This window comes from Cryptosporangium minutisporangium (genome assembly GCF_039536245.1).
In the GTDB taxonomy this organism is placed as follows: Bacteria; Actinomycetota; Actinomycetes; order Mycobacteriales; family Cryptosporangiaceae; genus Cryptosporangium; species Cryptosporangium minutisporangium.
Window position 1 is genome coordinate 44,286 of the sequence record NZ_BAAAYN010000007.1, and the last position, 25,674, is coordinate 69,959.

Annotated in this window: 25 protein-coding genes; 9 read left to right on the forward strand and 16 right to left on the reverse strand. The window is 72.5% G+C overall.

Annotated features, from left to right (window positions below):
• Window positions 1–4: 4 nt before the first annotated feature.
• The 3 genes from crtI to ABEB28_RS06715 all read right to left on the reverse strand — a co-directional run bounded on the left by crtI (window position 5) and on the right by ABEB28_RS06715 (window position 4,353).
• Window positions 5–1,540, reverse strand: a complete 1,536-nt coding sequence (crtI, locus tag ABEB28_RS06705; RefSeq protein WP_376981276.1) for a phytoene desaturase family protein — start codon at window positions 1,538–1,540, stop codon at window positions 5–7.
• Window positions 1,541–1,632: 92 nt separating this feature from the next.
• A complete protein-coding gene (locus ABEB28_RS06710; protein ID WP_345727098.1) occupies window positions 1,633–3,060 on the reverse strand; it encodes a Tat pathway signal sequence domain protein in 1,428 nt (475 codons plus the stop codon).
• 225 nt (window positions 3,061–3,285) lie between these two features.
• The gene (locus ABEB28_RS06715; protein WP_345727099.1) at window positions 3,286–4,353 is read right to left on the reverse strand and encodes a polyprenyl synthetase family protein; all 1,068 of its coding nucleotides are present in this window, start codon (window positions 4,351–4,353) and stop codon (window positions 3,286–3,288) included.
• Window positions 4,354–4,493: 140 nt separating this feature from the next.
• Between ABEB28_RS06715 and metF the strand changes: the two genes are divergently transcribed.
• Complete coding sequence (gene metF, locus ABEB28_RS06720) at window positions 4,494–5,453, forward strand: methylenetetrahydrofolate reductase [NAD(P)H] (protein WP_345727100.1); 960 nt, start codon at window positions 4,494–4,496, stop codon at window positions 5,451–5,453.
• Window positions 5,454–5,567: 114 nt separating this feature from the next.
• Here the strand turns inward: metF and ABEB28_RS06725 are convergent, their stop codons facing one another.
• The 7 genes from ABEB28_RS06725 to ABEB28_RS06755 form a co-directional block, all read right to left on the reverse strand.
• Entirely contained in the window at window positions 5,568–7,058 is a 1,491-nt protein-coding gene (locus ABEB28_RS06725) for a phytoene desaturase family protein (protein WP_345727101.1), read from the reverse strand.
• 26 nt (window positions 7,059–7,084) lie between these two features.
• Complete coding sequence (locus tag ABEB28_RS06730; RefSeq protein WP_345727102.1) at window positions 7,085–9,253, reverse strand: Hsp70 family protein; 2,169 nt, start codon at window positions 9,251–9,253, stop codon at window positions 7,085–7,087.
• Between the two features lie 140 nt (window positions 9,254–9,393).
• Window positions 9,394–10,533, reverse strand: coding sequence for a glycosyltransferase family 2 protein (locus tag ABEB28_RS06735; RefSeq protein ID WP_376981274.1), 1,140 nt, complete (start codon window positions 10,531–10,533; stop codon window positions 9,394–9,396).
• A 62-nt stretch (window positions 10,534–10,595) separates the two neighbouring features.
• Window positions 10,596–11,372, reverse strand: a complete 777-nt coding sequence (locus ABEB28_RS06740; protein WP_345727103.1) for a carotenoid biosynthesis protein — start codon at window positions 11,370–11,372, stop codon at window positions 10,596–10,598.
• A gap of 16 nt (window positions 11,373–11,388) precedes the next feature.
• A complete protein-coding gene (locus ABEB28_RS06745) occupies window positions 11,389–11,934 on the reverse strand; it encodes a GNAT family N-acetyltransferase (protein WP_345727182.1) in 546 nt (181 codons plus the stop codon).
• 5 nt (window positions 11,935–11,939) lie between these two features.
• Window positions 11,940–12,692, reverse strand: a complete 753-nt coding sequence (locus tag ABEB28_RS06750) for a monooxygenase (RefSeq protein WP_345727104.1) — start codon at window positions 12,690–12,692, stop codon at window positions 11,940–11,942.
• A 44-nt stretch (window positions 12,693–12,736) separates the two neighbouring features.
• Window positions 12,737–13,252 carry a YbaK/EbsC family protein gene (locus tag ABEB28_RS06755; protein WP_345727105.1) on the reverse strand — a complete coding sequence of 172 codons (516 nt, stop codon included), beginning with the start codon at window positions 13,250–13,252 and terminating at the stop codon, window positions 12,737–12,739.
• Here ABEB28_RS06755 and ABEB28_RS06760 point away from each other — a divergent pair.
• Both ABEB28_RS06760 and ABEB28_RS06765 read left to right on the forward strand, forming a co-directional pair.
• Complete coding sequence (locus ABEB28_RS06760; protein WP_345727106.1) at window positions 13,251–13,397, forward strand: hypothetical protein; 147 nt, start codon at window positions 13,251–13,253, stop codon at window positions 13,395–13,397. The two genes, ABEB28_RS06755 and ABEB28_RS06760, sit on opposite strands and share 2 nt — an antisense overlap.
• Entirely contained in the window at window positions 13,394–14,812 is a 1,419-nt protein-coding gene (locus ABEB28_RS06765; protein ID WP_345727107.1) for an acyltransferase family protein, read from the forward strand. The genes ABEB28_RS06760 and ABEB28_RS06765 overlap by 4 nt, the downstream gene beginning before the upstream one ends.
• Before the next feature lie 117 nt (window positions 14,813–14,929).
• Here the strand turns inward: ABEB28_RS06765 and ABEB28_RS06770 are convergent, their stop codons facing one another.
• From ABEB28_RS06770 to ABEB28_RS43050, 5 genes are all read right to left on the reverse strand, one after another.
• Window positions 14,930–16,453, reverse strand: coding sequence for a S1C family serine protease (locus ABEB28_RS06770; RefSeq protein ID WP_345727108.1), 1,524 nt, complete (start codon window positions 16,451–16,453; stop codon window positions 14,930–14,932).
• A gap of 173 nt (window positions 16,454–16,626) precedes the next feature.
• A complete protein-coding gene (locus ABEB28_RS06775; protein ID WP_345727109.1) occupies window positions 16,627–17,352 on the reverse strand; it encodes a phosphoadenylyl-sulfate reductase in 726 nt (241 codons plus the stop codon).
• A complete protein-coding gene (locus ABEB28_RS06780; protein WP_345727191.1) occupies window positions 17,333–17,623 on the reverse strand; it encodes a hypothetical protein in 291 nt (96 codons plus the stop codon). The genes ABEB28_RS06775 and ABEB28_RS06780 overlap by 20 nt, the downstream gene beginning before the upstream one ends.
• Window positions 17,620–19,332, reverse strand: a complete 1,713-nt coding sequence (locus ABEB28_RS06785; RefSeq protein WP_345727110.1) for a nitrite/sulfite reductase — start codon at window positions 19,330–19,332, stop codon at window positions 17,620–17,622. The genes ABEB28_RS06780 and ABEB28_RS06785 overlap by 4 nt, the downstream gene beginning before the upstream one ends.
• Before the next feature lie 126 nt (window positions 19,333–19,458).
• Complete coding sequence (locus tag ABEB28_RS43050) at window positions 19,459–19,551, reverse strand: putative leader peptide (protein WP_376981272.1); 93 nt, start codon at window positions 19,549–19,551, stop codon at window positions 19,459–19,461.
• A 113-nt stretch (window positions 19,552–19,664) separates the two neighbouring features.
• Here ABEB28_RS43050 and ABEB28_RS43055 point away from each other — a divergent pair, with 113 nt between their 5' ends.
• From ABEB28_RS43055 to map, 6 genes are all read left to right on the forward strand, one after another.
• Window positions 19,665–19,760: a putative leader peptide gene (locus ABEB28_RS43055; protein ID WP_376981270.1), complete on the forward strand. Its 96-nt coding sequence runs from the start codon at window positions 19,665–19,667 to the stop codon at window positions 19,758–19,760.
• A gap of 333 nt (window positions 19,761–20,093) precedes the next feature.
• A complete protein-coding gene (cysC, locus tag ABEB28_RS06790) occupies window positions 20,094–20,690 on the forward strand; it encodes an adenylyl-sulfate kinase (protein ID WP_345727111.1) in 597 nt (198 codons plus the stop codon).
• Window positions 20,687–21,622: a sulfate adenylyltransferase subunit CysD gene (gene cysD / locus ABEB28_RS06795; RefSeq protein ID WP_376981268.1), complete on the forward strand. Its 936-nt coding sequence runs from the start codon at window positions 20,687–20,689 to the stop codon at window positions 21,620–21,622. The genes cysC and cysD overlap by 4 nt, the downstream gene beginning before the upstream one ends.
• 2 nt (window positions 21,623–21,624) lie before the next feature.
• The gene (locus tag ABEB28_RS06800) at window positions 21,625–22,881 is read left to right on the forward strand and encodes a sulfate adenylyltransferase subunit 1 (protein WP_345727112.1); all 1,257 of its coding nucleotides are present in this window, start codon (window positions 21,625–21,627) and stop codon (window positions 22,879–22,881) included.
• Window positions 22,882–22,883: 2 nt separating this feature from the next.
• A complete protein-coding gene (locus tag ABEB28_RS06805; protein ID WP_345727113.1) occupies window positions 22,884–23,735 on the forward strand; it encodes a sirohydrochlorin chelatase in 852 nt (283 codons plus the stop codon).
• 67 nt (window positions 23,736–23,802) lie between these two features.
• Window positions 23,803–24,654: a type I methionyl aminopeptidase gene (map, locus tag ABEB28_RS06810; RefSeq protein ID WP_345727114.1), complete on the forward strand. Its 852-nt coding sequence runs from the start codon at window positions 23,803–23,805 to the stop codon at window positions 24,652–24,654.
• A 47-nt stretch (window positions 24,655–24,701) separates the two neighbouring features.
• Here map and ABEB28_RS06815 read toward each other — a convergent pair whose 3' ends face one another.
• Complete coding sequence (locus ABEB28_RS06815; protein ID WP_345727115.1) at window positions 24,702–25,640, reverse strand: hypothetical protein; 939 nt, start codon at window positions 25,638–25,640, stop codon at window positions 24,702–24,704.
• Window positions 25,641–25,674 lie beyond the last annotated feature (34 nt).

Below are 25,674 nucleotides of genomic sequence, written 5' to 3' on the forward strand. Positions count from 1 at the left end.
CGGGTCAGTTCCGGCCGGTGATCCGTTCGGCGGCGAGCTTCCCGGAGATCAGCACCATCGGCACCCCGACGCCTGGCTGCGTGCCCGACCCGGTGAACACCACGTTCTCCAGCCCCGGGGCCAGGTTCGACGGCCGGAACGGACCGGTCTGGCCGAACGTGTGGGCGGCCGCGAACGGAGCGCCCATGGCCAGCCCGGACGCCTGCCAGTCGGCGGGCGTGACCACTCGCTCCACCTCGATGCCGTCGCCGAACCCGACGTACCCGCGCTGCTCCAGCACCGCGACGATCTCGTCCCGGTACCGCGGGCCGACCACCGACCAGTCGATCGGGGCACCGGCATGAGGCGTCGGCGCGAGCACGTAGTACGTCTGCCGGCCGGACGGAGCCAGCGACGGGTCGGAGAGCGTCGGATTGCACACCAGGAGCGACGGGTCGCTCATCAGTTCCTGACGGTCGATCAGCTCGGTGAACGTCCTCTTCCAGGCGCGTCCGAAGTGGATGTTGTGGTGCGCGGTCTTGGTGTACGCGGCGGACGAGCCGACGTGCATCAGGAAGCACGAGGGGGAGTAGCGCAGCGAGCGGAGCCGGCGCGGGGCGACCGACGGCGGCAGCAGGTCGCGGTAGGCGACCGGGAGATCGGGGTTCAGGACGACGGCGTCCGCCGGGATGCGCTCGCCGTGGCTGGTGCGGACGCCGATCGCGCGGCCGTTCTTGATCTCGACGTTCGTCACGGTGGTGCCGTAGTGAATCCGCGCGCCGTGCTTCTCGGCGGCTCCGGCCAGTGCGGTCGGCACCGCGTGGATGCCGCCGCGCGGGAAGAAGACGCCGGCGACCGAATCCATGTAGGCGATCACCGCGTAGATCGCGAGCGCCTGGAACGGGGAGACTCCGGCGTACATCGCCTGGAAGCTGAAAACGCGCTGGGTGCGGGGGTCCTTGAGGTACTGGCCGACCTTGGGCGCGAGCCGCCGGAAGCCACCGAGAGCGAGTAGGCGAGCGACGCCGGGCCCGACCAGGTCGAGCGGTGAGTCGAGGTTCCGGTCGATGAAGTCGTCCATCTCGGCGCGGTAGAGCGCGGAGACGAAGTCGACGAACATCCGGTACCCGGCCGCCTCGCGGGGCCCGCAGACCGCGGAGATCTCGGCGGCCATGCGCTCGGTGTCGGGGTGGACGTCCAACGTCGAGCCGTCCGGGTAGAACGCTCGGTACAGCGGGCTGACCGGGTCCATCGTCAGCCAGTCGTCCATCCGCTCGCCGACGGCGCCGAACGCGTCCGCGATGAGGTCCGGCATCGTGAGCACGGTCGGACCGGTGTCGAACTGGTACCCGTCGACGCTCAGCCGTCCGGCCCGCCCGCCCGGGACGGGTTCCCGCTCGACGATCGTGACCTGGCGGCCCGCTCCGAGCAGGCGCAGCGCGCACGACAAACCGGCGAGACCGGCTCCGACGACGACGACGTGATCGGTGGGGCCCGATACCTGTTTCACAGAGTTCGTGCGCACGTCACGAACGGTAGGGCAGTTGGGGCGCCACGGCATTTCGAGCCGTCGGGGTGCGCCGTCATTGCGGGCCCACCCCCGTGGCCATCCTACTCAAATCGGGCGTGGGGCCGGGAGCGTCGTCCACAGGGTCAGACCCGCTGCCACGCCGCCGCGCCACCGAGCGTGCACGGGTTGGTGCCGGTCGCCGCGAGCAGGTACCAGGCTGTCGTCCCCACGTGCCGGTAGGGGTAGTACCCGCTGTCACCGACCCCGCTGTGCAGCGGGCTGGTAGCCGCGATGATCCCCTCGCCGTTCGGCAGCGGCTTCGACCCGGCGGTCTCCCGCCTCCCCAGCCGGCTCTGCACCTCGGCCAGCGTGTTCAGCCGGGCGTGCGCGGCCTCCAGATCGCCGACGCGTCCGCGCGTGAGCAGCGCGGACGCCAGCTGCGCCGTGCCCTCCAGCCAGACCGCGTCCGGGTCCGGGAACCGAAGCCCCGGCTCGATCCGCACGTTCGGATCGACCAGGCGACTCCGGTCGGAGAACGTCACGCCGCTGACCGTGACGCCGACCGGAAGCGAGCTGTGGATCCGCTCCGCGGTGTCGGTGACGGTCAGCTCGTTGACGACGTAGTCGAGGGCGGCGTCCTCGGCCGGGCGCGGGCTGCGGTGCAGCGCGAGGACCGTGGTGGTCTGGGCCGCGGTGGTCACCGGGAAGCGCGCGACGACGATGCCGTCGTCCGAGCCACACGCGTAGAACCCGCCGTCCTCCTGCCACATCCGATGGACGAACGCGGCGGCCTTGGTGCGGCGCTCCAGCCAGATCTCCTCGCCGGTCAACGTCGCGAGTTGGCCGAAGAACGCGGCGAGCACCGCGTTGTGGGCCGTATCGGTGCGGATCAACGGCGTGCCGGCCCGGCTGACACCGGCGCGGTAGCCACCGAGCGCCTGGTTGGTGCCGCAGGTGGTGGCCACCCAGTTGCCCAGCCGGGTCGCGGCCGTGAGGAACGCCGGATTCAGGCCCCGGCGAGCCAGCGCGACCAGGGCCAGACCCGCCCACGCCTGGTCACCGGTGTAGCTGGCGCTGTGGTCGAAGACGTTGCCGGCGTTCACCAGACCGTCCGGCTGGACGAAACCGTTGGGCTGCACGACGCCGTTCCGCTCGTACGGGCCGACCGTGTACGACTGGCGCAGCCGACCGTCCCGATAGCCGGGGTCGTGGTCCTGCGCGAACCGGAGCGACTCGCCGATGACCCGGGCGCGCTCCACCGAGGCGGCCGAGCCCTCGGCCAGGTAGGCGAGCGCGGCGAGGGCAGCGTCGTAGGTGTAGGCCGTGCCGTGCAGTCCGACCTGGTCGGCGTAGGACTGGGGGAGCCGGAGCATGCCGTACGCGGGGTAGTGCACGTCCATCGCCGCGTTCAAGAACCGGTAGCCGGCCCGCACGGCGGGGTGGCTGACGACGCCGACCCGCGGTGCGGCGGCCGCAGCCGTCCCCAGGCCGGACGCGCCGACCGCGAGCGTGCCCACGAGCGCCGCGCCGCCGGCGAGCACCCCCCGCCGCGTGATCGCTCGGGATGCCACTGCTGCCTCGCCGTAACCGGCCACCGTCCTGCCCCCGTGTGAGTTCGAGCGCGACCTCACCGCCGCGACCTGGGCTCATTGCGCACCGTCACGGTTGCAATCTGCGCCGACACGCCGGACCGTCGCCGGATCGAGGCCCACGCCGGACGGAGGCCGGACGAGCATTGTGCGTTCCGGCCACCTATAGGTCGCCGAAATGCACACTGCTCAGGGCACAGCAGGGGACTACGCCCGGCGGGTGGTGGCGGCGCCGGCTAGCTCGGCCAACGCGTCCGCTGCCTCGGCGTCCAACGCGGCGTTGCTCAACGCGTCGAGAGCACGGTGGGTCAGCGAACTGATCCGCTCCTCGGTGCGCGCCAGCGCGCCGGTCTCCACCAGCACCTCGCGCAGCGCCTCCACCCCGTCGGCGCCCAGCGAAGGGTCGCCGAGGTAGCGGTCGAGCAGCGCAGTCTGCTCCGGGGTCGCGCGCTCGGCGGCGTACGCGAGCAGCAGCGTCCGCTTGCCTTCCCGCAGGTCGTCGCCGGCCGGCTTGCCGGTCTCCGCCGGGTCGCCGAACACGCCGAGGACGTCGTCCCGCAGCTGGAACGCCTCGCCCAGCGGGAGCCCGTAGCGACTCAGCGTTTCCCCCAGGTCGGGGCCGGCACCGGCCAGTGCGGCGCCCAGATGCAGCGGACGCTCGACCGTGTACTTCGCGGCCTTGTACCGCACGACCCGGAGCGCTCGGTCCACCGAGTGGCCGCCCTCGGCCTGCGCCAGCACGTCGAGGTACTGGCCGGCCATGATCTCGGTGCGCATCTCGTCCCAGACCGGGCGGGCCCGCTCCAGCGCGTCGCTCGGCATCCCGGACCGGTCGAGCATCTCGTCGGCCCAGATCAGGCAGGTGTCGCCGAGCAGGATCGCGGCCGCGGTTCCGAACCCGTCCGCGCTGCCGCCCCAGCCTTCGTCCGCGTGCATCGCGGCGAACCGCCGATGCACCGCGGGCTTTCCGCGCCGGGTGTCCGAGCCGTCCATCACGTCGTCGTGGATGAGCGCGCACGCCTGCACCAGCTCGAGCGCGCCGATGGCCCGGATCAGCGCCTCCGAGCCCGCGCCACCGGCCGCGCGGTAACCCCAGTACGCGAACGCGGGGCGCAGCCGCTTGCCGCCTTCCAGGAAGTCGGCGAGAGCGTCGGCGACCGGTCCGAGTTCGGGGCCGACGAGCGCGAGCCGGCCGCGCTGGCGGTGGAGCTGGGCGCGGAGTGCCGCGCTCACGCGGGTCCGCAGGTCGTCCCGGTCGAGCGGCGTCGCGGGCACGCGGGGGTTCCTCTCTGGCTGCGGTCTTCTCCGGCACGGTAGTCCCTGCGCTGCGGCCAGGCACCGCGGGCCGGGGAGAGGTCTGTGTGTTCGGGGACGCACTGACCACTGCTCACCGTGTCCGACTACAGTGTCGCCACATGGCAACCGGTCTCGTTAACTCGAAACACGCGTCCTCAGCAGCGGGTTCGACGCGGGAACGGCGAACCTCCGTCGGCGACCTGGTGCGGGACGACGCACCGACGTTCTCGTTCGAATTCTTCCCGCCGAAGACCGACGCCGGGGAGCGCCAGCTCTGGCAGGCGATCCGCGAGCTGGAGGCGTTGCAGCCCTCGTTCGTCTCGATCACCTACGGCGCGGGCGGGTCCAGCCGTGACCGGACGGTGTCGATCACCGAGCGGATCGCCTCGGAGACCACGCTGCTGCCGATGGCGCACCTCACCGCCGTGAACCACTCGGTGGCCGAGCTGCGGAACGTGATCGGGCACTACGCGGCGGTCGGCGTGCACGACGTGCTGGTGCTGCGCGGTGACCCGCCGGGCGACCCGCAGGCCGAGTGGATCGCCCATCCGGAGGGCTACAGCTACGCCAGCGACCTGGTGAAGCTGGTGAAGGACTCCGGCGAGTTCTGCGTCGGCGTCGCCGCGTTCCCGGAGAAGCACCCGCGCTCGCCCGACCTGGAGTCCGACGTGCGGTTCTTCGTCGAGAAGTGCCGGGCCGGTGCGGACTTCGCGATCACTCAGTTCTTCTTCGACTGGCAGGACTGGGCCCGGCTGCGGGACGCGGCCGAGGCCTCCGGCTGCGACGTGCCGATCGTGCCCGGCGTGATGCCGGTGACCAACGTGTCGCAGATCGAGCGGATGGCTGTCCTGTCCGGGGCCGCGTTCCCAGAGGACCTCGCCGAGCGGCTGCGCGCGGTCGCGGACGACCCGCTGGCCGTGCGGGCGATCGGCGTCGAGGTCGCGACGGCGCTGTCCGAGCGGCTGCTCGCCGAGGGCGCACCCGGCATTCACTTCATCACGCTGAACCGCAGCGCCGCGACCCGCGAAGTCCACGCCAACCTGTCACCTCGGTGGGCGGCCCGCCCAGCACGACGCTGACGGCCGCGCGCGCCGACTTGAGACGGTAAGGCAAGGGTCGCGGCGTCGACGCGCGCGGACGCCAGCCCCGCGCTGGGCGGGCTCCAGGTCACAACAACGGGTGGCTGCGCCGCCTTACGCCGGGCCCACGAGGCCGGCGACGGTTTGGGCCGACAGGGTGACCAGCGGCAGCCCGCCGCCGGGGTGGGACGAGCCGCCGACCAGGAACAACCCGGGGACCACCGAACGGTTCCCCGGCCGGAGGAACGCCGCTCGGGCGCCGTTGCTCGACGTCCCGTAGATCGCCCCGCCCACCGCGTGCGTGCGTGCCTCCAGGTCGGCGGGCGTCCGAACCTCCCGGAACAGGAGCCGGTCGCCCGGGTCGTAGCCGCGCTCGGCCAGCCGCTGGAGCAGCAGATCGGCGTACCGGTCGGCGAGTCCGGGCGTCCGCCAGTCGACCGCGCCCCGGCCCGTTCCCTGCCGGGCGGCGTTCACCAGCACGAACCAGGCCTCGTGGCCCTCCGGCCGCACCGCGGGGTCGTCCGGCACCGAGAGGTAGAGCGTGGGATCGGGCACCGGACGCCCCGGGTCGCCGAAGACGTGGTCGAACTCCGCGTCGTAGCTGCCCGGCAGCTCGCCGGGAGGGAACAGCACCGTGTGGTGGGCCAGGCCGGGCGTCCGGCCACGCACCCCGAGCAGCAGCACGAACCCGGAGAGCGACGGCGTGGTGCGGCGCAGCGCACGTGCCGCCGACGGCACCGCGATCAGGTCCTGGTAGACGTGCGTCGCGTCCGCGTTGGCCACGACGACGTCGGCGGGGAGCCGGCCACCGTCGGCGAGCAGGACACCGGTGACGCCCCGGGCGTCCGCGGTGATCCGGGTGACCTCGGTACCCGTACGGACCGCGACGCCGTGCTCCGCGCACCGGGCCAGCAGCGCGTCGGCCAGCCGGCGCAGCCCGCCTCGCAGGTACCAGCCGCCGAACGCGAGTTCCGCGTACGGCACCGACGCCAGTGCCGCCGGGGCGCGCCGGGGGTCCGAGCCGGTGTACGTCGCGTACCGCTCGACGAACTGCCGCAGCCGGGGATCCCGCAGGTACGCCGTGGCCATTCCGCGCAGCGAGCGTCCGGGCGCGATCGCGGCGAGATCCCGCAGCCGGGTCGCGTACCGTGCCAACGTCCGCGGCCCGTCCAGCGCCGAGGCGAGGAACGGTTCGTAGGTGGCCGCCCAGATCCGCTCGGCCCGCTTCCAGAACGCGGCCCAGTCCGCACCGGCGCCGCCGCCGAACGCGTCGTCGACTCGCCGCCGGAACTCGAACGGATCCGCACACGACTCCAGCGTCGTGCCGTCGCCGAACCGGTAGTGCGCGATCGGGTCGAGCGGCTGCAGGTCGAGGACCGTCTCCAGCCGGTCGCCGGTCTCCCGGAAGAAGTCGGCGAACACCTGCGGCATCGTCACCAGGCTGGGTCCGGTGTCGAAACGGAACCCGTCGCGGGTCAGCAGACCGAGCTTGCCGCCCACCTCCGGAGCGCGTTCACAGACCGTGACCCGGTGCCCGCCTACCGCCAGCCGGACCGCCGCGGTCAGTCCGCCGATCCCTGCCCCCACGACCACGACATCTGCCACCCGCTGATTGTCCAGGGCGACCGCTTTCAGAGCGTCAGCGGGAGGTCCTTCACCGACGCGTCCGAGCGGGTCTCGCCTGCGTGCACGTCGACCAGTCGGAGCCGGTACTGGCCCTTCGCCGGAGACTTGACCAGGTAACCGGGCATGACGTTGCGGTGGATCTCCGGGCCGTAGAGCGCCTCGCTGACCAACGGCGTCGAGCCGACCTCGGTGCCGTTCGGCTGGACCAGCACGATCGTGTCCCGGTCGAAGATGTGGCCCCCGGCGGTGTCACGCGTGTACTGGACGTCGAGGATGCAGTTCAGCGCCTCGTAACCGGCGTCGGCCTGGCCGTTGAAGTCGAAGAACCCGCCGCGCACGTGGCACGACTGCACGGTCACGACCAGGTCCCGCAGCGTCAGCGTCACCGGTTTCGGCAGCACGCTGCGCGGCTGGTAGGCGACGAGCTTGCCCTTGTTGCCCGCGGGGACCACGGCCTGCGCCTCGTCGCCGGAGCCGATCGTGAAGAACCCGTCGGCGACGCTGCCCTTCACCTCCAGTGAGCGCACCGAGTAGACGAGGCGCGTCTTCTGCTTCCCGGCGACCGCGCCGACGTCCGAGACGCTGACCGAGCTCTGGACGCCGTCCAGCGTGAACGTCATGTCGATGCGCGGGCTGTAGTTCTTCGGGCCCTCGTTCTCCACCGTGGTCTCGACCGTGAGCTGGTCGTCCATGCCGGCGTCGTACACCATCTTCCCGAACGTGATCTTCAGCGGCCCGTACCAGGCCGTCTTGTTCACCGTGACTTCCTGGTGCGGGGCGCCGGGACGCGCGGATCCGGTCGCGGCGACGGGCGGCGAGGAGGCGCTGTCGGCCTGCCCCACGCCGGTTTTCTCGTCCGAGCCGCCCCAGGGCCAGGTGGTCCAGCCGAGGACAACCGCCACCAGCACGACGACGAGCACGCCCGCGATCGCGGCGACCCCACGCCGCCGGCCGACGTGGGTCCCGGCCGAAGACCCGGTCGGCGGGGTGCCGAGCGGTATCCCGGTTGGCGACGGCGCGGCCACCGGCGACCCGAACGGCGGCGGGCCGGGGAACGTCGGACCGGGCGGCGGCGGTGCTGACCGCGGTTCCGGCGCGCGCTCCGGCAGGTGCGAACTGCCCAGCGCGACGACGAGTTCCGGCTGCTCGATCACGGTGGGCGCGACGCCGATCCGGTGGTGCAGGAGCGTGCCGACCAGCGGAATCCGGCTGGAACCGCCGACCAGGAACACACCGGCGAGCTGATCGGCGCGGATACCGGCCCGCTGCAGAGCCCCGGCGGCGACGTCGGCCGTGCGCTCGAGGTACGGCCGCGCCAGCCGCTCGAACTCGTCTCGCGTCAGGTGCACGTCGACGTCGAGTACCGGGACGAGCAGGCTCGCCGACGAGCTGCGGGAAAGCTGCTCCTTCGCCGCCCGAACGTCCTCCCAGAGCATCCGGTTCCGGCGCCGGGCAGCGTCGTCGGTCGCGTGCACGAGCCGGGCCCACTGATCGGGACTCCAGACCCCGAGCGTCACCCGCAGGTGCTCGACGATCGCCGCATCCAGGTCCAGGCCGCCGACGTCCGGCAGCCCGTCGGTGGCCAGCACGCGCCAGCCGCCGTCGGCTGCCTGCAGGACGCTCGTGTCGAACGTGCCGCCGCCGAAGTCGTAGACGAGGAGCGCGGATCCGTCCGGCACCGAGCGCCCCAGCACCCCGGTGAAGTAGCGCGCCGCGGCGACCGGCTCGGGCACGAACCGCACGGCGGGCAACCCGGCGCGGGCGGCGGCGTCCACCAGGACTTGCCTGCGGTGGGCGCCCCAGCCCGCGGGGTGGCTCAGCACCACGTCGGCGGGGAGGCTCCCGGCGACCCGGGCGGCTTCGTCGGCGACCCGCCGGAGTACGGCCGCCACCAGGTGGGGCACCGGCACGTTCCGGTCGCCGAGGAGCACGGCACCGTCGTCCACCCGGCGCTTCGGGTTCGGTTCGAAGCGCGACGGTTCGAGCCGCGCTCCGCGCTCCGCGTCGCGGCCGACGACCATCCGGCCGTCCGGTGCGATCAGCACCGCGGACGGCAGCAGGAAGCTGCCGTCGAACATCAGCGGCTGAACCCGGCCGTCGCGCCCGCGCAACGCGGCGACGGTGTGGGTGGAGCCGAAGTCGATGGCCAGGCTTGGTTCGAAGGTCCCGTGCACGGCCGGAAGACTAGGCAGGTCGACCGAGCCGACCAACCCGGTCGGGTCCTAGTCCCCGGCCGTGTGTCCGGCCTGCGCACGCTCCGCCGTGCGCGTGTACAACCGGCGGCGCCGGAACTCGCGGCCGCGACCGGGTCTTGTCACGGGTGTTCGTGCGGGTGCACGAGACGCGAATCACCGGGCTCGTCGAGGGTGACCAGGCGGCCTTTCCAGCGCAGGGCCCCGCGGCGGTGTTCGCGCCAGGAGCGGAACGTCAGCCAGCCGAGCGTTGCGATCGACGCCGGGTGGGCCAGCGCGTCCGGCCAGGCCCGGCCTCCGCTGGTCCGGGCCGTGACGACCCGACCGGCGACCCCGGCCGCGTACCCGAGCAGGCCGAGGCGGCTACCGCGCAGCGCCGCGACCGCGGGAACCACGTAGAGCAGGCTCAGGAAGCCCACGGTCGCCACCGCTCCGGCCGGGGAGCCGAACGCCGCCCAGAGGGACTTCGAGTAGCCGTCGCGCAGCTCCGGCCAGGACTCGTACATCCGGCACTCGGCGATCGTCGAACCGTCGGCGACGATCCCCCGGCCCCCGGCCCGCTTGACGGCCCGCAGCAGCCCGATGTCCTCCAGCACGTCCGTCCGCACCGCGGAGTGCCCGCCGGCGGCCCGGTAGCGGGCCCGCTTGACCACCAGGAACTGTCCGTTGGCCGCGGTCAGCGACGGCTTCGGCGACCGTTCGGCCACGCCGAGCGGCAGCGTCGTCAGCCACGACCACTGCAGCAGCGGCTGGACGAGGCGCTCGGCCGCGCCGAGCGCGATCTGCCGGGGGTACGGCGAGATCAGGTCCAATCCGGACTCGTCCAGGACGGCGAGGGCCGCGGCGACCGCGTCCGGCGCGAGCACCACGTCCGCGTCGACGAAGATCAACACGTCGGACGCCGGGGCAGCGGCGTCGGCGAGCTGCTGGCACGCGTGCGGCTTGCCCAGCCAGCCCGGGGGGAGCGGCGCCCCGGTGAGCAGCCGGACGCGGGGGTCACCGCCCGCGACGCGCCGGACGACGTCCGCGGTGCGGTCGGTGCTGCCGTCGTCCAGCACCACGATCTCGTAGCCCGGGACGCCACGCTGGCCCAACAGAGCGCGGAGGCACGGCTCCACCCGGTGCTCCTCGTCGCGCAGCGGGAGCAGCACCGAGACGCGAACCGGTGACTCCGGAGGGTGGGTCGGCGGCCGCCGGAGCCGTCGCGCGTTTCCGATCGTGTGCGCCGTGAGTGCGACCGCCCCGACGGTGCCCCACAACACCGGATCGGCGAGCCTCCGAACCCGGCCTCGGCCGCGGGCCCCAGCCGGGCGCCCGGCTCGGCTCACCGGGTGCTCGCGAGTGGAACCGGCCGCGCCATCCGCCCGGCCTGGTAGAGCCGCACCGCGAGCGGTACCGCCACCAGCCCCATACCGAGCCCGCCCCAGACGGCCGACGCGGGCAGGCCGAAGAACGCGGCGTGTGCCAGCACCGAGGACGCGTAGGTCCAGAGGTAGAACGCGAGCATGGGGGCGTCGGACGGCGTCGGCTGCCCGGCGTCCGCAAAGAAGTGCAGGACGCCGCACATCACCACCGCCACCAGCACCCACCCGACGTAGTTCGTCACCGGGATCCCCGGGACGCCCGGCAGGGCGACGCCGTCCGAATCCCACGTCCAGTGCCCGGCATCGACCATCTGCGGATCGAGGAACAGGTCCCACGACGCCAGCGCCCACCCGCCGACGAGTACCCGGAGCCACCCCGTCACCAGCCGTCCGGCCACCAGCCAGGCGGGCCACGCCATCATCGTCCACGCGAGCGGGATCACCCAGGGCACGCCGAGCACGGCCGGGCCGAGCGTCTCGGCGTACTCGTACGCACCGAACGGAAAACCGGTCGCCGTGCCGACCGCCTCGACGGCCAGGCCGCCGCCGGTGGTCACCACGACCAGGACGGCGGCGGTCCGCGTCCCCCGCGTCAGCAGCGCGTGCACCACGGCGGCGGCGAACCCGAGCACGACCGTGGCGATCGTCAGGCCGTTCCGCGCGGATCCGCCGACCAGCGGATAGCTGATCTGCGCCAGCACGGTCAGCGCTACCAGCACGATCGGCACCCGGCGCATCGTCAGGACCGCTTCGTCAAGGCGTCGGGTCCTCGAGCGGGAGACCCCGTCCGAGGACCGCGAACGGCCGGTCGTCACCGGGGAACACGACGTCGCGCAACACGTCGAGGAAGCCGAGCCGGCGGTAGAGCCGCCAGGCCCGCGACTCGCCACCCTCCGGCGTGGAGAGTGCGGTGGTGCGACGGTTCACCCCGTCCAGGAGCAGCCGGATCTGCTGCTCGCCGATGCCCTTCCCCTGGACCCCCGGCGCGACGTGCAGTTCGACGACCTCGAAGCAGTCCGACAGCCAGGCGCGGTACCCGGCCGGGTCGAGCCGGGAGCGGACGTGCTCGTGCCACCACTGGCCGGGCTCGCCGCGGTACCCGTAGCCGAAACCGACGACCCGGCCGTCCGCGTCGAGCGTGCCGACGGCGCGGAACTCCGGCCGCCGGGTGTGCGCGACCAGGATGCCCCGGCGCCCCTCGACCAGCGCCGGTGAGTAATTCATCGCGGAGCCGTAGACGCCGAGCACCTCGTCGAGGTGGGCGACGACGTCGCGGGCGGACCAGCGCGCCGGGGTCAGTGGCGTCACGTCAGCGGATCTCTGCCGTCCAGCGAGCCGTCCGCCCGCGCCACGCCGAAACGGGCGAAGAGTTCCTCGGCGTACCACCCGGTCTCCTTCGTTCTACGGATCGCCGCGACGTGCGCGGCTCCCTGGTAGGCGAACGCGCGGAGGTCGTCCGCGCTCCGCCAGACGCTCAGCGTCCCCTGCCACCCGGCCGGGGCCTCGCCGACGCCGAAGGCGGCCAGCAAGCCGCCCTCCGCCCGGTGCTGCTGCAGTGCGGACGCCACCGGCGGCACCGCCTGCCAGAACGTGACGGCCTTGCGCGCGGACAGCCGGGCCCTGGTGACCGCCGCGACCGGTCCGTCCCACCGGCGCGGCACCGGCGTGCCGAACGGCTCTTGCCCGGCCCAGCGGCCGTGCGCGCTCAGCGGGACCAGCTCCAGCCGCCACCGCTCTTCGGCCAGCCGTCCCCAGCCCCGCACGATCGTCGAGCGTTCGAACGCCGCCGCGTCCGCCTCGGTGTCCCAGGACGCGAGCAGCGCCCAGCGCTGGAGGTCGGCGTCGCGGATCGCGAACGTGGTGCCCCGGCCGGTGCCGAGCAGACGCGCGAACTGCAGACCGGCGGTCGAGCGGAGCCGGACGCGGTCGGTGGCCATCCGGGTCAGCGCCGCGGGCACCTTGCGGTTCGGGACGCGCCACACGTGGACGGTGACCACGCTCGGTGCGGTAGCCGGGGTCCCCGGGGCTACGTGCCCGGACTCCGGCGCGGCTGACATGGAGCCAGCCTAAGGGGGAGAGGCGGAGACGGCAGCGGGAGCCCTCACGCCACCTCGGCCGCCACACCGCCGGTGATCCGCAGCAATTCGTCGTAGGTGGTGGGAAACACCGCATGGGGAATGCCGCCCGCGGCCCACACCGTGTCGTACGCGGCGAGGGCGACGTCCACCAGCGTCCGGAGCCGGGCCGGGTGCCCGACCGGCGCGACGCCGCCGATGGCCTGACCGGTGACGTCCCGGACGAATTCCGGCGTGGCCCGGCGCACCGAGGAGACCTCGACCAGCGCGGCCACCATCGTGGTGTCGACCCGGTGCGCACCGGACGCGAGCACCAGCAGCGGCTCGCCGTCCGCATCGAACACCAGCGAGTTCGCGATCTGTCCGACGGTCACCCCGAGCGCTTCCGCCGCCTGCGCGGCGGTCCGGGCGGCATCGGGGAGCAGCCGGACGCGGTTCTGCGAGCCGAACGCTTCGAGGATGGCGTTCACCGTGGCCACGTTCGGGTGCAGCGTGGGGTCGGAGCCGGGCGGGGTATCGGAGGCGGCCGGTGTGGAGCTCATGGCGCTCATCTTGGCCGACCGCGCCGAGCGGTGCGCGACCGATTCTGCTCGGCGCGTCGCCGACCCGCCCGGTCGAACTGCACCGGGCGGCCGAGTAGAACTGCTCTCCGCGTCGGACGCCACGGTCGGCACCGTGGACGCATGACTTCCTCCCTGGTGCGCAAGACCTGGCCGACGCCGTCCGCGCCGGCCGTGTCCGCGGACGAACCCCGCTCGGCGGCCGCGCTCGCCGCGGCCACCCCCGCCGATCGCGACCGGTACGTCGACCTGTTGCGGATCGTCTCGATCGGCGTGGTGGTCCTCGGTCACTGGCTGATGCTCACACTGCGGGTGGACGACGGGCGTCTGCGCGCCGGCAACGTGCTGGCCGAGTTACCGGCGGCCCAACTCCTGACCTGGGCGTTCCAGGTGATGCCGCTGTTCTTCCTGGTCGGCGGCGCGGCCCACGCGGCGGCGCTGCGCTCGCACCACCGGCGGGGCGGTACCTACCCGGAGTTCCTCGTCGCCCGGTTGCGGCGGCTGCTGGCGCCGACCGCGGTCTTCCTGGGTATCTGGACCGTGATCGCGGTGGCGACCGAGGTGACCGGCGTCCAGGCCGGGGACGGCACCGTCGCCGAGCTGACCCGGACCGCTACCCGGACGGTCGTGCAGCCGCTGTGGTTCCTGGGGGTCTACCTCGGCGTCGTGGGGCTGGCCCCGCTGATGTACGCCGCGCACCGGCGCTGGGGTGCGGTGGTGCCGGTCGCGCTGGTGGTGGCGGCGGCGGGGGTGGACGCGGCCCGGCTGCTCGGTGGTGTCGAGGCGATCGGCGCGCTGAACGTCGCGCTGGTCTGGCTCGCGGCGCACCAGGTCGGGTACCTCTACGCCGACGGGATGCTGACCCGGCGGGTCGGGGCACTGCTGGTCGGCGGTGGGCTGGCCGCGACGACGCTGCTCACGCTCGTACTGGACTGGTATCCGGTGTCGATGGTCGGACTTCCCGGCGCGCCGGTCTCGAACATGAACCCGCCGACGCTCGCGCTGGTCGCGCACGGCGCCTGGCTGACCGGCCTGGTGGTGCTGGCACGGGGTCCGGTCACCCGCTGGCTTTCCCGGCCCCGGGTGTGGACGCCCGTCGTGGCGGCGAACGGCGTGGTGATGACGGTGTTCCTCTGGCATCTCACGGCGCTGTTCGTCCTCGCGGCCGGCGTGGTGGCCGGGCTTCCGACGCCGACGCCGGGCGGAGCGGCGTGGTGGCTCACCCGGCCGGTTTGGGTGGCGGTGCTCGCCGCGATCGCGCTGCCGCTGGTGCTGGCGGTGCGGCGGTTCGAGCGGCCGGTCGCCCGGCCTCTCGGGCAGCGGCGGGAGCGGAGCCGAGGCCCGCTGGACGGCGTGGCGGCCGGGGTGGGCATCGCGCTGGCCACGTTCGGGATGCTCGCGGTCGCGGTCACCGGGCTGAACGGGTTGCTCGCCGAGCGGACCACGCAGCTGGTCGGGGTGCCGGTCACCGCGTGGAGCGGGTTGGTGGCGCTGGCGCTCGGCTGGGCCTTGGTCCGCGCCGCGGGCCGGGGGGCGCACTGAGCCGGGTGTAGTCGTCGACCGAACCGCCGCACCACGCAGGGGCGTGGTGCGGCGGTCGGTGCGGGGCCGGCGGAAGGGGACGCCGACCCGGGCGCACAGCAGCTCCGGGGGTCCGGATTAGGCGGAGCTGCTGTTGAGCGTGGCCGTGGTCGTGGTGGTGTCCCCGCCGCGCTGGTAGGTCACCTCCACCGACTCCCCCGGCTCGTGCGACCGGACGGCCGCGACGAGCCCGTCGGTATCGGTCACCCGGCGGTCGCCGATCGCGGTGACGACGTCCCCGGCCCGCAGCCCGGCCTTGTCGGCGGCCGAGCCACTGGTCACCTGGGCGAGCTGGGCGCCGGTGCCGGTCTGGGTGTCCTGCGCGCTGACGCCGAGCGTCGCGTGTTCGGCGGTGCCGTCCTCGATCAGCTGCTTCGCGACGTCCAGCGCGGTGTCCGACGGGATCGCGAAGCCGACGCCGATGTTGCCGGACTGGGACTCCTGCTGGCCGGAGCCGCCGACCGTGGCGATCGCCGAGTTGACCCCGATCACGCGGCCGGAGAGGTCGACCAGCGCGCCCCCGGAGTTGCCGGGGTTGATCGCGGCGTCGGTCTGCACCGCGTCGAGGACCGTGTTCTGGTCGGCCGTCGAGCCGGTACGGACCGGCCGGTTGAGGGCGCTGACGATGCCCTCGGTGACGGTGTTCGACAGGCCGAGCGGTGCGCCGACGGCGAGCACGGTCTGACCGGTCTTGACGGTGGAGGACGCGGCGAACGTGGCCGGGGTGAGCCCGCTGGCGTCGTCGACCTTGATCACCGCGATGTCCGACGACGGGTCGCGGCCGACGATCGTCGCGGTGCGGGTCTCGCCGTTCGCCAGCGTCACGGTGATCGTGCCGCCGTCCGCGGCCGCCTCGACCACGTGGTTGTTCGTGATGATGTGACCGCTGCGGTCAGCCACGATGCCGGAACCGGTGCCGGCTCCGGAGCCCGCGGTGACTGCGATCGTCACGACGCTCTTCAGCGCGGTGGCGGCGGCGCTCTCGACCGTGCCGGAGCTGCTGGTCTTGGTCGCGGCCGTCGACGACTCCTGGTTGATCGTCACACCGGTACCGCTGGCGGAGTCGCTGACCGCGATGCCCACCGCCGCACCGGTGCCACCGGCGACCAGTGCGAGGACGAGCGCGCCGCCGGCGATCGCGGCCGCGAGCGGACCGCGGCGTCGCCCGGGGGCGGGTGCGCTGAGGGTCCCGAGCGGCGTGGTCGGGTGGGTAGCGCCGCCGGCCGTCCACGACGGGAACGGCCCGGTCTGGTGCGGCCCGGTCTGGTGCGGCCCGGCCTGCTGCGGCCCGGCCTGCTGAGGCCCGGTCGGGTTCGGCCCCGCCTGGTGGGGGACCGCGTGGTGCGGTCCGGCCGGGTGCGGAGCAGCCTGGTGCGGCACCGCGTAGCGTCCGGCGGACTCGGCGGCGCGGGGCGTGGGGTCGGAGTGGGGAGTAGTGGGAGCCTGCGGCACCGCCCAGGGGGAGGACGCGTTCTGGGCGTGCGGGCTCGAGGGCTCGGTCCCGGTGGGGCCCGAGGAATGCACGGGAGAGGGATCGGTCGGCGTGATGCCGACCTGGTCACCGCCGGTGCCGGCTGCGGAGGAGCGGTGCGATTCGTCCATGACTAGAACGGTCGCTCCGCAAGCTGTGTGCTTGCTGTGCCTATCCTGAGCGCTCTGTGTGCATTACTCAGCGCATTCGCCGAGGTCAACGCTCCAGCGTACGACGCCATGGCTCCTGACACAGCGAAGCCGCCTCCCCGAGCGGAGAGACGGCTTCGGTGCGCGGTACGGCGTCAGACGTGGATACCGCACTCCGTCTTCTCGGAGTCGGACCACCGACCGGCGCGCCGGTCCTCGCCCAGCTGCACCGGCCGGGTGCACGGGGCGCATCCGATCGACAGGAAGCCCCGGTCCACCAGCGGGTTGACGATCACGTTCCGCTCGGCGACGAACCGGTCGACGTCCCCCTGCGTCCAGCAGGCGAGCGGGTTCACCTTGATCTTGTTGCGCCGGGTGTCGACGCCGATCACCGGCGTGTGCCGGCGGGCGTACGACTCGTCGCGCCGGATACCGGACGCCCAGGCGTCGTACGGTGCCAGCCCACGGTCGAGCGGTTCGACCTTGCGGATCGCGCAGCAGGCGTCCGAGTCCCGGGCGTACAGGCTCTGCCCGAACTTGATGTTCTGCTGGGCGACGGTCAGCTCCGGCTTCATCGTGACGACCGTGACGTCCAGCTCGGCCGCCACGCGGTCGCGCGTCTGCAGCGTCTCGGGGAAGTGGTAGCCGGTGTCCAGGAACACGACGTCGATCCCCGGCACGGCCTCGGCGGCGAGCGTCGCGAGGACGGCGTCGCCCATCGAGGAGGTGAGGCAGAGCCGATCGCCGAACGTGTCGCCTGCCCAGCGGAGCACCTCCACCGGGTGAGCACCTTCCAGCGCGGCCGACGCCTCGTCGGCCAGCGCTCGGAGGTCCGACAGATCCTTGGTCTCGACGTCCGGCCTAGCGAGCATGTCGGTCATCGCGCACCTCCCTGGAGTCCGCGGCGGCGCGTACACGCGCAGCCGTTTCGGTCGGGCCGCTGGGGCCGGCCGAGTCGTCGTCTAATTCGGTGGTCGCCGCCGTCGTGCGGCTCGGGTCGACAGCCGCGTCGCTGCGGCTCAGACCGACGTACTTCAACGTCCAGACGCGCAGGCACGCATCGCAGCGCCACTGGCCGTGGTGCTCACCCTCGGGACGGATGTCCTCCTCGCCGCAGTAGGGGCAGAAGAAGGGCGCGGCCCGCTCGGTCACTGGAGCCAGGCTTCCTCGGCGCGAGCGACGTAGCCGGCGAAGCGCTCGTTCGGCTCCCGCCGCTCGAGGTAGCCCCGGAGGATCCGCTCGACGTAGTCGGGCATCCCGTCGGCGGTGACCTTCAGACCGCGGAACTTTCGGCCGAACGCGGCGTCGGCACCGAAGTGGCCACCCAGGTGAACCTGGAAGCCCTCGACCTGATTCCCGTCGTCGTCGCGGACCATCGAGCCCTTGAAGCCGATGTCGGCGGTCTGGAACCGGGCGCACGAGTTCGGGCAGCCGTTGATGTTGATCGTGAGCGGCTCCTCGAACTCCGGGAGTCGCTTCTCCAGCTCGCGGTAGAGCGTGTCGGCGCGGGCCTTGGTCTCGACGATCGCCAGCTTGCAGAACTCGAGCCCGGTGCAGGCCATCGTCCCGCGTCGGAACGCGCTCGGCTTGACCAGCAGGTCGTGGGTGGCCAGCTCGTCGATGGTCGCGTCGACGTCGTCGGCCGCGACGCCGAGCAGCACCAGCTTCTGCTGTGCGGTGGCTGCGATCCGGCCGTCGCCGAGACGGTCGGCCAGTTCGGCGACCGCGGTCAGCGTCGTGCCGGAGAGCCGACCGGCCCGGGGCGCGAAGCCGAGCGCGAACGTCCCGTCGCGCATCGGCGTGACGCCGACGTGGTCGCGCTGGTCCTGGATCGGAGTGGCCGGCGGCGGGCCGTCGGGCAGCTTCTCCGTGAGGTACTCGGTCTCGAGCACCTCCCGGAACTTCTCCGGTCCCCAGTCGGCGAGCAGGAACTTCAGCCGGGCGTGGTTGCGCGACCGGCGGTAGCCGTAGTCCCGGAAGATACTGGTGACGCCGGCCCAGACCTCACCGACCTGATCCGGCCGGACGAAGACGCCGAGCCGCTCGGCGAAGCGCGGGTTGGTGGAGAGTCCGCCGCCGACCCACAGGTCGTAGCCGCGCTCACCGTCCGCGTTGACGACGCCGACGAACGCGACGTCGTTGATCTCGTGGTTGGTGCAGTGCTCGGCGCAGCCCGAGATCGAGCTCTTGAACTTGCGCGGCAGGTTCGAGAACGCCGGGTCGCCGACGTACCGGTCGACGACAGCGCGCAGCGGCTCGGTCGCGTCCAGCACCTCGGTCTCCAGCTCGCCGGCGAGCGGGCAGCCGAGGATCACCCGGGGGGTGTCGCCGCAGGCTTCGGTGGTGGAGAGGCCGACGCCCTCCAGGCGTCGCCAGATCTCCGGCACGTCCTCGATCCGGATCCAGTGCAGCTGGACGTTCTGCCGGTCGGTGACGTCCGCGACGTCGCGGCCGAACTCGGTCGAGATGCCGGCGATCACCCGCAGCTGCTCGGACGTGACCCGGCCACCGTCGATCCGGACGCGGAGCATGAAGTAGCGGTCGTCCAGCTCCTCGGGCTCCAGGATCGCGGTCTTGCCGCCGGGGATACCGGGCGCGCGCTGGGTGTAGAGGCCGTACCACCGCATCCGGCCGCGCAGGTCCTGCGGGTCGATCGAGTCGAAGCCGCCGTGCGCGTAGACGTTCACGATCCGGTCGCGCACGGTGAGACCGTCCGCGTCCTTCTTCATCTGCTCGTTCTTGTTCAGCGGTTCCCGGTAACCCAGGGCCCACTGACCCTGTCCGCGGGGGCGGCCGGCACGGGCGGGACGGGCGGCGCGCGCGGGCCGGGGACTGTCCGGCGTGCTGGTCGGCACGGCCATAACTGAGTACCTCACAGGGGTCGGACCGCGCCCGCAGCGCTCACCCCGTCGATATCGGGGGCGGAGGGGCCGAAAGCGGTCGGAGGACGGACGAGGGGCGGCGGAACGGTCAGGCCGACTGAGCTGTCAGCCCAGACACGCCGCGCTGATCACCCGCTGCAGGTCGACATGCAGGCGGGCGACCAAGAGGGTGCCTCGCGTCGTCACGTCAAGAAGCATGGCACAGCGCGCCGACAGTAGCCAGATGTCGGGAAACCGTGCTCACCTAGTGGAATGGTAGGCATTCTGCTATCGGTTGGCGGCGCTGTGTTGCTGTGTCATCATCGGCAACCATGACCGGCCGTACTCGCCTTGCTTCGGCGTTGCTGACCACGCGTCGGCACGTCGACTTCCTGCGCGTCTCCAGCGCAGTGTGTCGCCCTAGCTGAGCGCGGCTTTTGGCGTTCCGCGAAGGCGATTGACGGCGGTTTCCCCCGTTCCTGGCCTTCGGTCGGCCCCTGGTCCGGCCACGTCCGGCTCGCGCAGACGGATCGTTTCCCCTTGGTTCGACGTGTTGAAGGGCTCCTGGTAGGGGTCCTGACCTCCCGTCGTGCCCCGTCGCGGAATATCCGGCGAGGAAATGGCGATGTCCGATACGTGGACTTATGCCCTTCGGGCCGGAATTCCTCCCCTGAGGTCAGGAGAATCGCGCGATGCCGACCGCATCGACTGCCCCGCCCACCGGACGCACGGAGAGTGGTCCGGCCAACACGTTGGCTGTGGTGGATCCCACAGTAGTGGCGGAAACCACGGCCACGGTCGCCCCGGCCCTTCCGGCGGCGTCCACGACCGGCGGGACGGTCTGGCTCACCGGCCTTCCGAGCGCTGGGAAGACCACGGTGGCGACGGCGGTCGCCGAGCGTCTGCGCGGCACCGGCCGCCGGGTCGAGGTCCTCGACGGGGACGCGGTGCGCGAGCACCTCTCCGCCGGCCTCGGCTTCAGCCGCGCTGACCGGGACACCAACGTCGCGCGGATCGGCTTCGTCGCCGAGCTGCTGGCCCGCAACGGCGTGCTCGTGCTCGCCGCCGTCATCTCGCCGTACGCCGCCGCCCGGGACGCCGTCCGCGCTCGGCACGTGGCGAGCGGCACGCCGTTCCTCGAAGTCCACGTCGCCACGCCGGTCGAGGTCTGCAGCGTCCGGGACGTCAAGGGCCTCTACGCCAAGCAGCGCTCCGGCCAGATCGCCGGCCTGACCGGCGTCGACGACGTCTACGAAGCGCCGGGAACCCCTGAGCTCGTGCTCCGCACCGATAACTCCACCCTCGACGCGTCCGTGGACGCGGTGCTCGCCGCGTTGTCCGAAAGGGGTCTGCTGTGACGACCATCTCCGACCTTCACCTCGAGCACCTGACCGACGCGCGCGATGCGGCGCTCACCGCCCTCGAGGACGAGTCGATCCACATCCTGCGCGAGGTGGTCGGCAGCTTCGAGCGTCCGGTGCTGCTGTTCTCCGGCGGCAAGGACTCGATCGTCATGCTGCGCCTGGCCGAGAAGGCGTTCTCCCCGGGCCGCATCCCGTTCCCGGTCATGCACGTCGACACCGGACACAACTTCCCCGAGGTCATCGAGTTCCGCGACCGGCGCGCCGCCGAGCTGGGCCTCGACCTCGTCGTCGCGTCGGTGCAGGACGCGATCGACCGCGGCCGGATCACCGAGCGGCCTGGCCAGTCCCGCAACCCGCTGCAGACCGTCCCGCTGCTGGACGCGATCACCGACAACCGGTTCGACGCGGTGCTCGGCGGCGCCCGGCGGGACGAGGAGAAGGCCCGGGCGAAGGAGCGGGTGTTCTCCATCCGCGACGAGTTCGGTCAGTGGGACCCGCGCAACCAGCGTCCGGAGCTCTGGGACCTCTACAACGGTCGGATCGCGCCGGGCGAGCACGTCCGCATCTTCCCGCTGTCGAACTGGACCGAGCTGGACATCTGGCGCTACATCGCCCGGGACGGCATCGAGGTGCCGAGCATCTACTACGCCCACGAGCGCGAGGTGTTCGACCGCGACGGGATGGTGCTCGCGGTGACGCCGTTCACCCCGCCCCGCGACGGCGAGCAGGTCCGCGTCGAGACCGTCCGGTACCGCACGGTCGGCGACGCCACCTGCACCGGCGCCGTGCGGTCGACCGCGCGCACCGTGGACGAGGTGATCGCCGAGACCGCGACCAGCCGTCTCACCGAGCGGGGAGCGACCCGTGCCGACGACCGCGCGAGCGAAGCCGCGATGGAAGACCGCAAGCGCGAAGGATACTTTTAAACGTGTCTGATCTCCTACGCGTCGCCACCGCGGGCTCGGTGGACGACGGCAAGAGCACGCTGATCGGACGCCTGCTCCACGACTCGAAGAACGTCTTCGCCGACCAGTTCGACGCGGTGGAGGCAGCGTCTCGTCGACGCGGCCTGGACGCCGCCGACCTGGCGCTGCTCACCGACGGCCTGCGCGCCGAGCGGGAGCAGGGCATCACGATCGACGTGGCGTACCGCTACTTCGCGACGCCGCGCCGCACGTTCGTGCTCGCCGACACCCCGGGTCACGTCCAGTACACCCGGAACATGGTCACCGGAGCGTCCACCGCCGACGTGGCCGTCGTCCTCGTCGACGCCAGGCACGGACTGGTCGAGCAGTCGCACCGCCACGCCGCGGTGGCCGCGCTGCTCGGCGTCGGACACATCGTGCTCGCCGTGAACAAGATGGACCTGGTCGACTTCTCCGAAGAGGTCTACGACCGGATCGTCGCCGACTTCGACGTGCTCGCCGCCGAACTGGGCATCCGGTCGGTCACCGCGATCCCGGTCTCGGCGCTGCACGGCGACAACGTCGTGGAGCCGAGTCAGAAGCTCGGCTGGTACGCGGGGCAGACGCTGCTCGACCACCTGGAGACCGTTCCGGTGCCGTCGCGCGGCGGCGAGGTCGGTGCGCGGCTCCCGGTACAGCTGGTCATCCGGCCCCGCTCGGCCGAGCACCCCGACTACCGGGCGTACGCCGGGCGGGTCGCCGCCGGCACCCTTCGGGTCGGCGACGAGGTGGTCGTGCTGCCCTCGGGCCGGAGGACCCGGGTCGCCGGCATCGACACCCACGACGGTTCGCTGGACGAGGCGGCGACGGGCCGTTCGGTGGCGGTGCGGCTGGAAGACGACGTCGACGTGGCCCGCGGTGACCTGCTCGCCGCGGCACCGGACGCTCCGGAGCCGGTGCGGCAGCTCACCGGCCGGGTCTGTGTCCTGGCCGAGCGTCAGGTGCGGGCCGGCGACCGGTTCCGCCTGCGCGCGGGCACCCGCGAGGTGAAGGCGATCGTCGGCTCGATCGCCGACCGGCTCGACGTCACCACGCTCAAGCGCGAGGACGCCGATGCCCTGGAGCTCAACGACATCGGCGACGTGATGCTGCGGCTGGCCGAACCGGTCGCGGTCGACCCGTACGCCCTGTCCAGGGGCACCGGCTCGTTCCTGCTGATCGACGAGGCCACCGGTGCCACCGTCGCCGCCGGCATGGTCGAGCAACCACCCGCGGTGTGACGATGGGTGACCCGGTCCTGCTCGCGGTGGCGCACGGCACGTCGTACGCCCCCGGCATCGCGACGCTGCACGCGTTGCTGGAGCGGGTCCGCGAGCTCGCGCCCGGCCTCCGGGTCGAGTTGGCGTTCGTCGACCACGAGCCGCCGTCGGTGCGTGGTGCGCTGTCCGCCTTCGCCGCCGCTGACGTACCGGTGGCGACGCTGCCGCTGCTGCTCACCGCGGCGTCGCACAGCAAGGGTGACATCGCGGGCACCGTGCGGCTGGTGCGCCACGAGCGGCCCGGCTCGGTGGTGACCTACGGGCGGCCGCTGGGGCCGGATCCGCTGCTGCTGGCGGCGCTGAACGATCGGGCCGCGGAGGCCGGCGCCGGTCCGGACACCGCGATCGTGCTGGCCTCGGCCGGTGCCGCCGATCCGGACGCGAACGCCGAGATCTGGCGGGCGGCCCGGCTGTTCTGGGAGTACCGCGGCGGCGGTGCTCCGGTGGAGGTCGCCTACGCGAGCGCGACCACGCCGACGGTCACCGAAAGCGTGCAGCGGCTGCACCGCCTCGGTCACGACGACGTACTGGTCGTGCCGTACTTCCTCGCGCCGGGCAAGCTGCCGGGCGGCGTCCAGCGGGACGCGCGAGCCGCCGGTGCGCGAACCGCAGAGGTGCTCGGCGCGCACGAGTCGGTGGCCAGGCTGGTCCTGGCCCGGTACGCCGAGGCGGTCGGCGGCAGCGTGCTGATGAACTGCGACACCTGCCAGTACCGCTCGCCGTGGCCGGGTCGGGAGAACAAGGTGGGCCAGCTCCAGGAGCCGCACACCCACCCCGCCGACGAGGTGCCCGACGCCCCTGTGTCGGCGCGCTGACGCTGGGGCGGAGACCGGCGTCACCGCCCGCTGCCGACCCTGCGCGCGCTGACCTAACCTGGAAGGCATGCGCGCACCCCTGGTCCCCGGCCGGCAGTCACCTCGGCGTGACGTCCCGGCCCATATCCCGCGTCCGGAGTACGTCGGGCGTCCCGCCCCTCAGCGCTGGACCGGCTCGGACGTGCAGACCCCGGAGACGATCGAGAAGATGCGGGTCGCCGGGCGCATCGCGGCCCAAGCTCTGCAACTCGGCGGGAAACACGTCGCGCCGGGCGTCACCACCGACGAGATCGACCGGGTCGTTCACGAGTTCCTGATCGACCACGACGCCTACCCGTCGACGCTCGGCTACCGGGGTTTCCCGAAGTCGTGCTGCACCTCGCTCAACGAGGTGATCTGCCACGGCATCCCGGACAGCACCGTGATCGAGGACGGCGACATCGTCAACATCGACGTCACCGCGTTCCTCGACGGTGTGCACGGTGACTGCAACGCGACGTTCCTCGCCGGCGACGTGTCCGAGGAGGTCCGGCTGCTGGTCGAGCGCACCGAGGAGGCGACCAGGCGGGCGATCAACGCGGTGAAGCCCGGGCGTCAGCTCAACGTCGTCGGGCGGGTCATCGAGTCGTACGCGAAGCGGTTCGGGTACGGCGTGGTGCGGGACTTCACCGGGCACGGCATCGGGGAGACGTTCCACTCCGGCCTGCACGTGCCGCACTACGACGACCCGGATCTGCAGGTCGAGCTGGTGCCCGGGATGACGTTCACGATCGAACCGATGATCACGCTCGGCACGTACCAGTGGGACATGTGGCCCGACCGCTGGACGGTCCTGACCAAGGACCGCAAGTGGACCGCCCAGTTCGAGCACACCCTGGTCGTCACCGACTCCGGCAGCGAGATCCTCACCCTGCCCTGACCGGAACGATCACGGATCGGGCGGGTGGGAACCCGTTCGATCCGTGATCACTCCGCAGTGACGGCGGTGAAGCCCCGCTGTCGCTCCAGGTACGCCTTCTCGATCGTCGCGAGCACGTACTCGGGGTCTTCCCGCACGTCACGCGGGGTGAAGTGCAGCGTCTGCACGCCGTGCGCGGCCAGCCGGTTGTGCCGTTCGTAGGTGCGACGCCAATCCTGCGGCGACGCGTGGAACTCGTACGAGTTCGATTCGAGCGCGAGACCGGCGTCTTGGATCCACCCATCGGGCGAGGGCAGGCGAGTGCCGTCCGAAGCGGTCAACGTGGGATTCCACCGCACCAGCGGAAGCATCCGGCTGCGTCGTACCACCTCGCGGAGCTCGGCCTCCGGTGCCGAGCGGACGCCGGCTCGCAGTTCGGCGACCACTCGTCGGAGCGTGCCGCTGTGTGCCTTGGGGCCTCGCAGCGCTTCCTCGGTGAGCGCCGCGACGGTCGTCATCCGCCGCTGCACCATCTCGGTCAGGAAAGCGCGTACGTCCCGGAGCGCGTAGCCCGATCTCGCCGCGTCGGCTCCGGCGCGGGCGACCGAGCAGATCTCCATAGCGGGATGGAGCCGGGGATGCAGATCCGGTCGCTTCGTGCTCGTTACCAGCACGAAGCCTCGCGAGGTTCGCCGTGCGGGCGGCGGTACGAGGATCTGGACCCGCGGATCGCTGGGTGCGTACCGGAGGCGACGTTTGCGCAGCGCTGCTGCGCCCGTGATCTGGGCACCGGGTCCGCCGTAGAGCGCGGCAGCCTGGAGCCGCTGGTGCTCCGACAAGGTTCCGGTGAACGTGGCGTACAGGCCGGTGAGTACCCGCTGCCAGGAGCCGCGCTGCAGCTGCCACGCGATCGCGTCGCGGGAAAGCCCGCAGGCCAGCGCCTGGCTTCGCAGTACCAGTCCACTCTGCAGTTCCACCAGGTCGGCCGAACCGGTTCGGCTGTGCACCGCCCCACTGTGGAGCCCCGCGCCGCTCGGCGCG

Coding starts and splice junctions, on each gene's coding strand:
- metF (WP_345727100.1), top strand. CDS start 4,494: ATGGCAACCGGTCTCGTTAACTCGAAACACGCGTCCTCAGCAGCGGGT.
- ABEB28_RS06755 (WP_345727105.1), bottom strand. CDS start 13,252: ATGAGCTCCACACCGGCCGCCTCCGATACCCCGCCCGGCTCCGACCCC.
- ABEB28_RS06760 (WP_345727106.1), top strand. CDS start 13,251: ATGGCGCTCATCTTGGCCGACCGCGCCGAGCGGTGCGCGACCGATTCT.
- ABEB28_RS43055 (WP_376981270.1), top strand. CDS start 19,665: ATGACCGGCCGTACTCGCCTTGCTTCGGCGTTGCTGACCACGCGTCGG.
- ABEB28_RS06750 (WP_345727104.1), bottom strand. CDS start 12,692: ATGTCAGCCGCGCCGGAGTCCGGGCACGTAGCCCCGGGGACCCCGGCT.
- ABEB28_RS06785 (WP_345727110.1), bottom strand. CDS start 19,332: ATGGCCGTGCCGACCAGCACGCCGGACAGTCCCCGGCCCGCGCGCGCC.
- ABEB28_RS06770 (WP_345727108.1), bottom strand. CDS start 16,453: ATGGACGAATCGCACCGCTCCTCCGCAGCCGGCACCGGCGGTGACCAG.
- map (WP_345727114.1), top strand. CDS start 23,803: ATGCGCGCACCCCTGGTCCCCGGCCGGCAGTCACCTCGGCGTGACGTC.
- crtI (WP_376981276.1), bottom strand. CDS start 1,540: ATGCCGTGGCGCCCCAACTGCCCTACCGTTCGTGACGTGCGCACGAAC.
- ABEB28_RS06765 (WP_345727107.1), top strand. CDS start 13,394: ATGACTTCCTCCCTGGTGCGCAAGACCTGGCCGACGCCGTCCGCGCCG.
- ABEB28_RS43050 (WP_376981272.1), bottom strand. CDS start 19,551: ATGCTTCTTGACGTGACGACGCGAGGCACCCTCTTGGTCGCCCGCCTG.
- ABEB28_RS06740 (WP_345727103.1), bottom strand. CDS start 11,372: ATGCGCCGGGTGCCGATCGTGCTGGTAGCGCTGACCGTGCTGGCGCAG.
- ABEB28_RS06805 (WP_345727113.1), top strand. CDS start 22,884: ATGGGTGACCCGGTCCTGCTCGCGGTGGCGCACGGCACGTCGTACGCC.
- ABEB28_RS06775 (WP_345727109.1), bottom strand. CDS start 17,352: ATGACCGACATGCTCGCTAGGCCGGACGTCGAGACCAAGGATCTGTCG.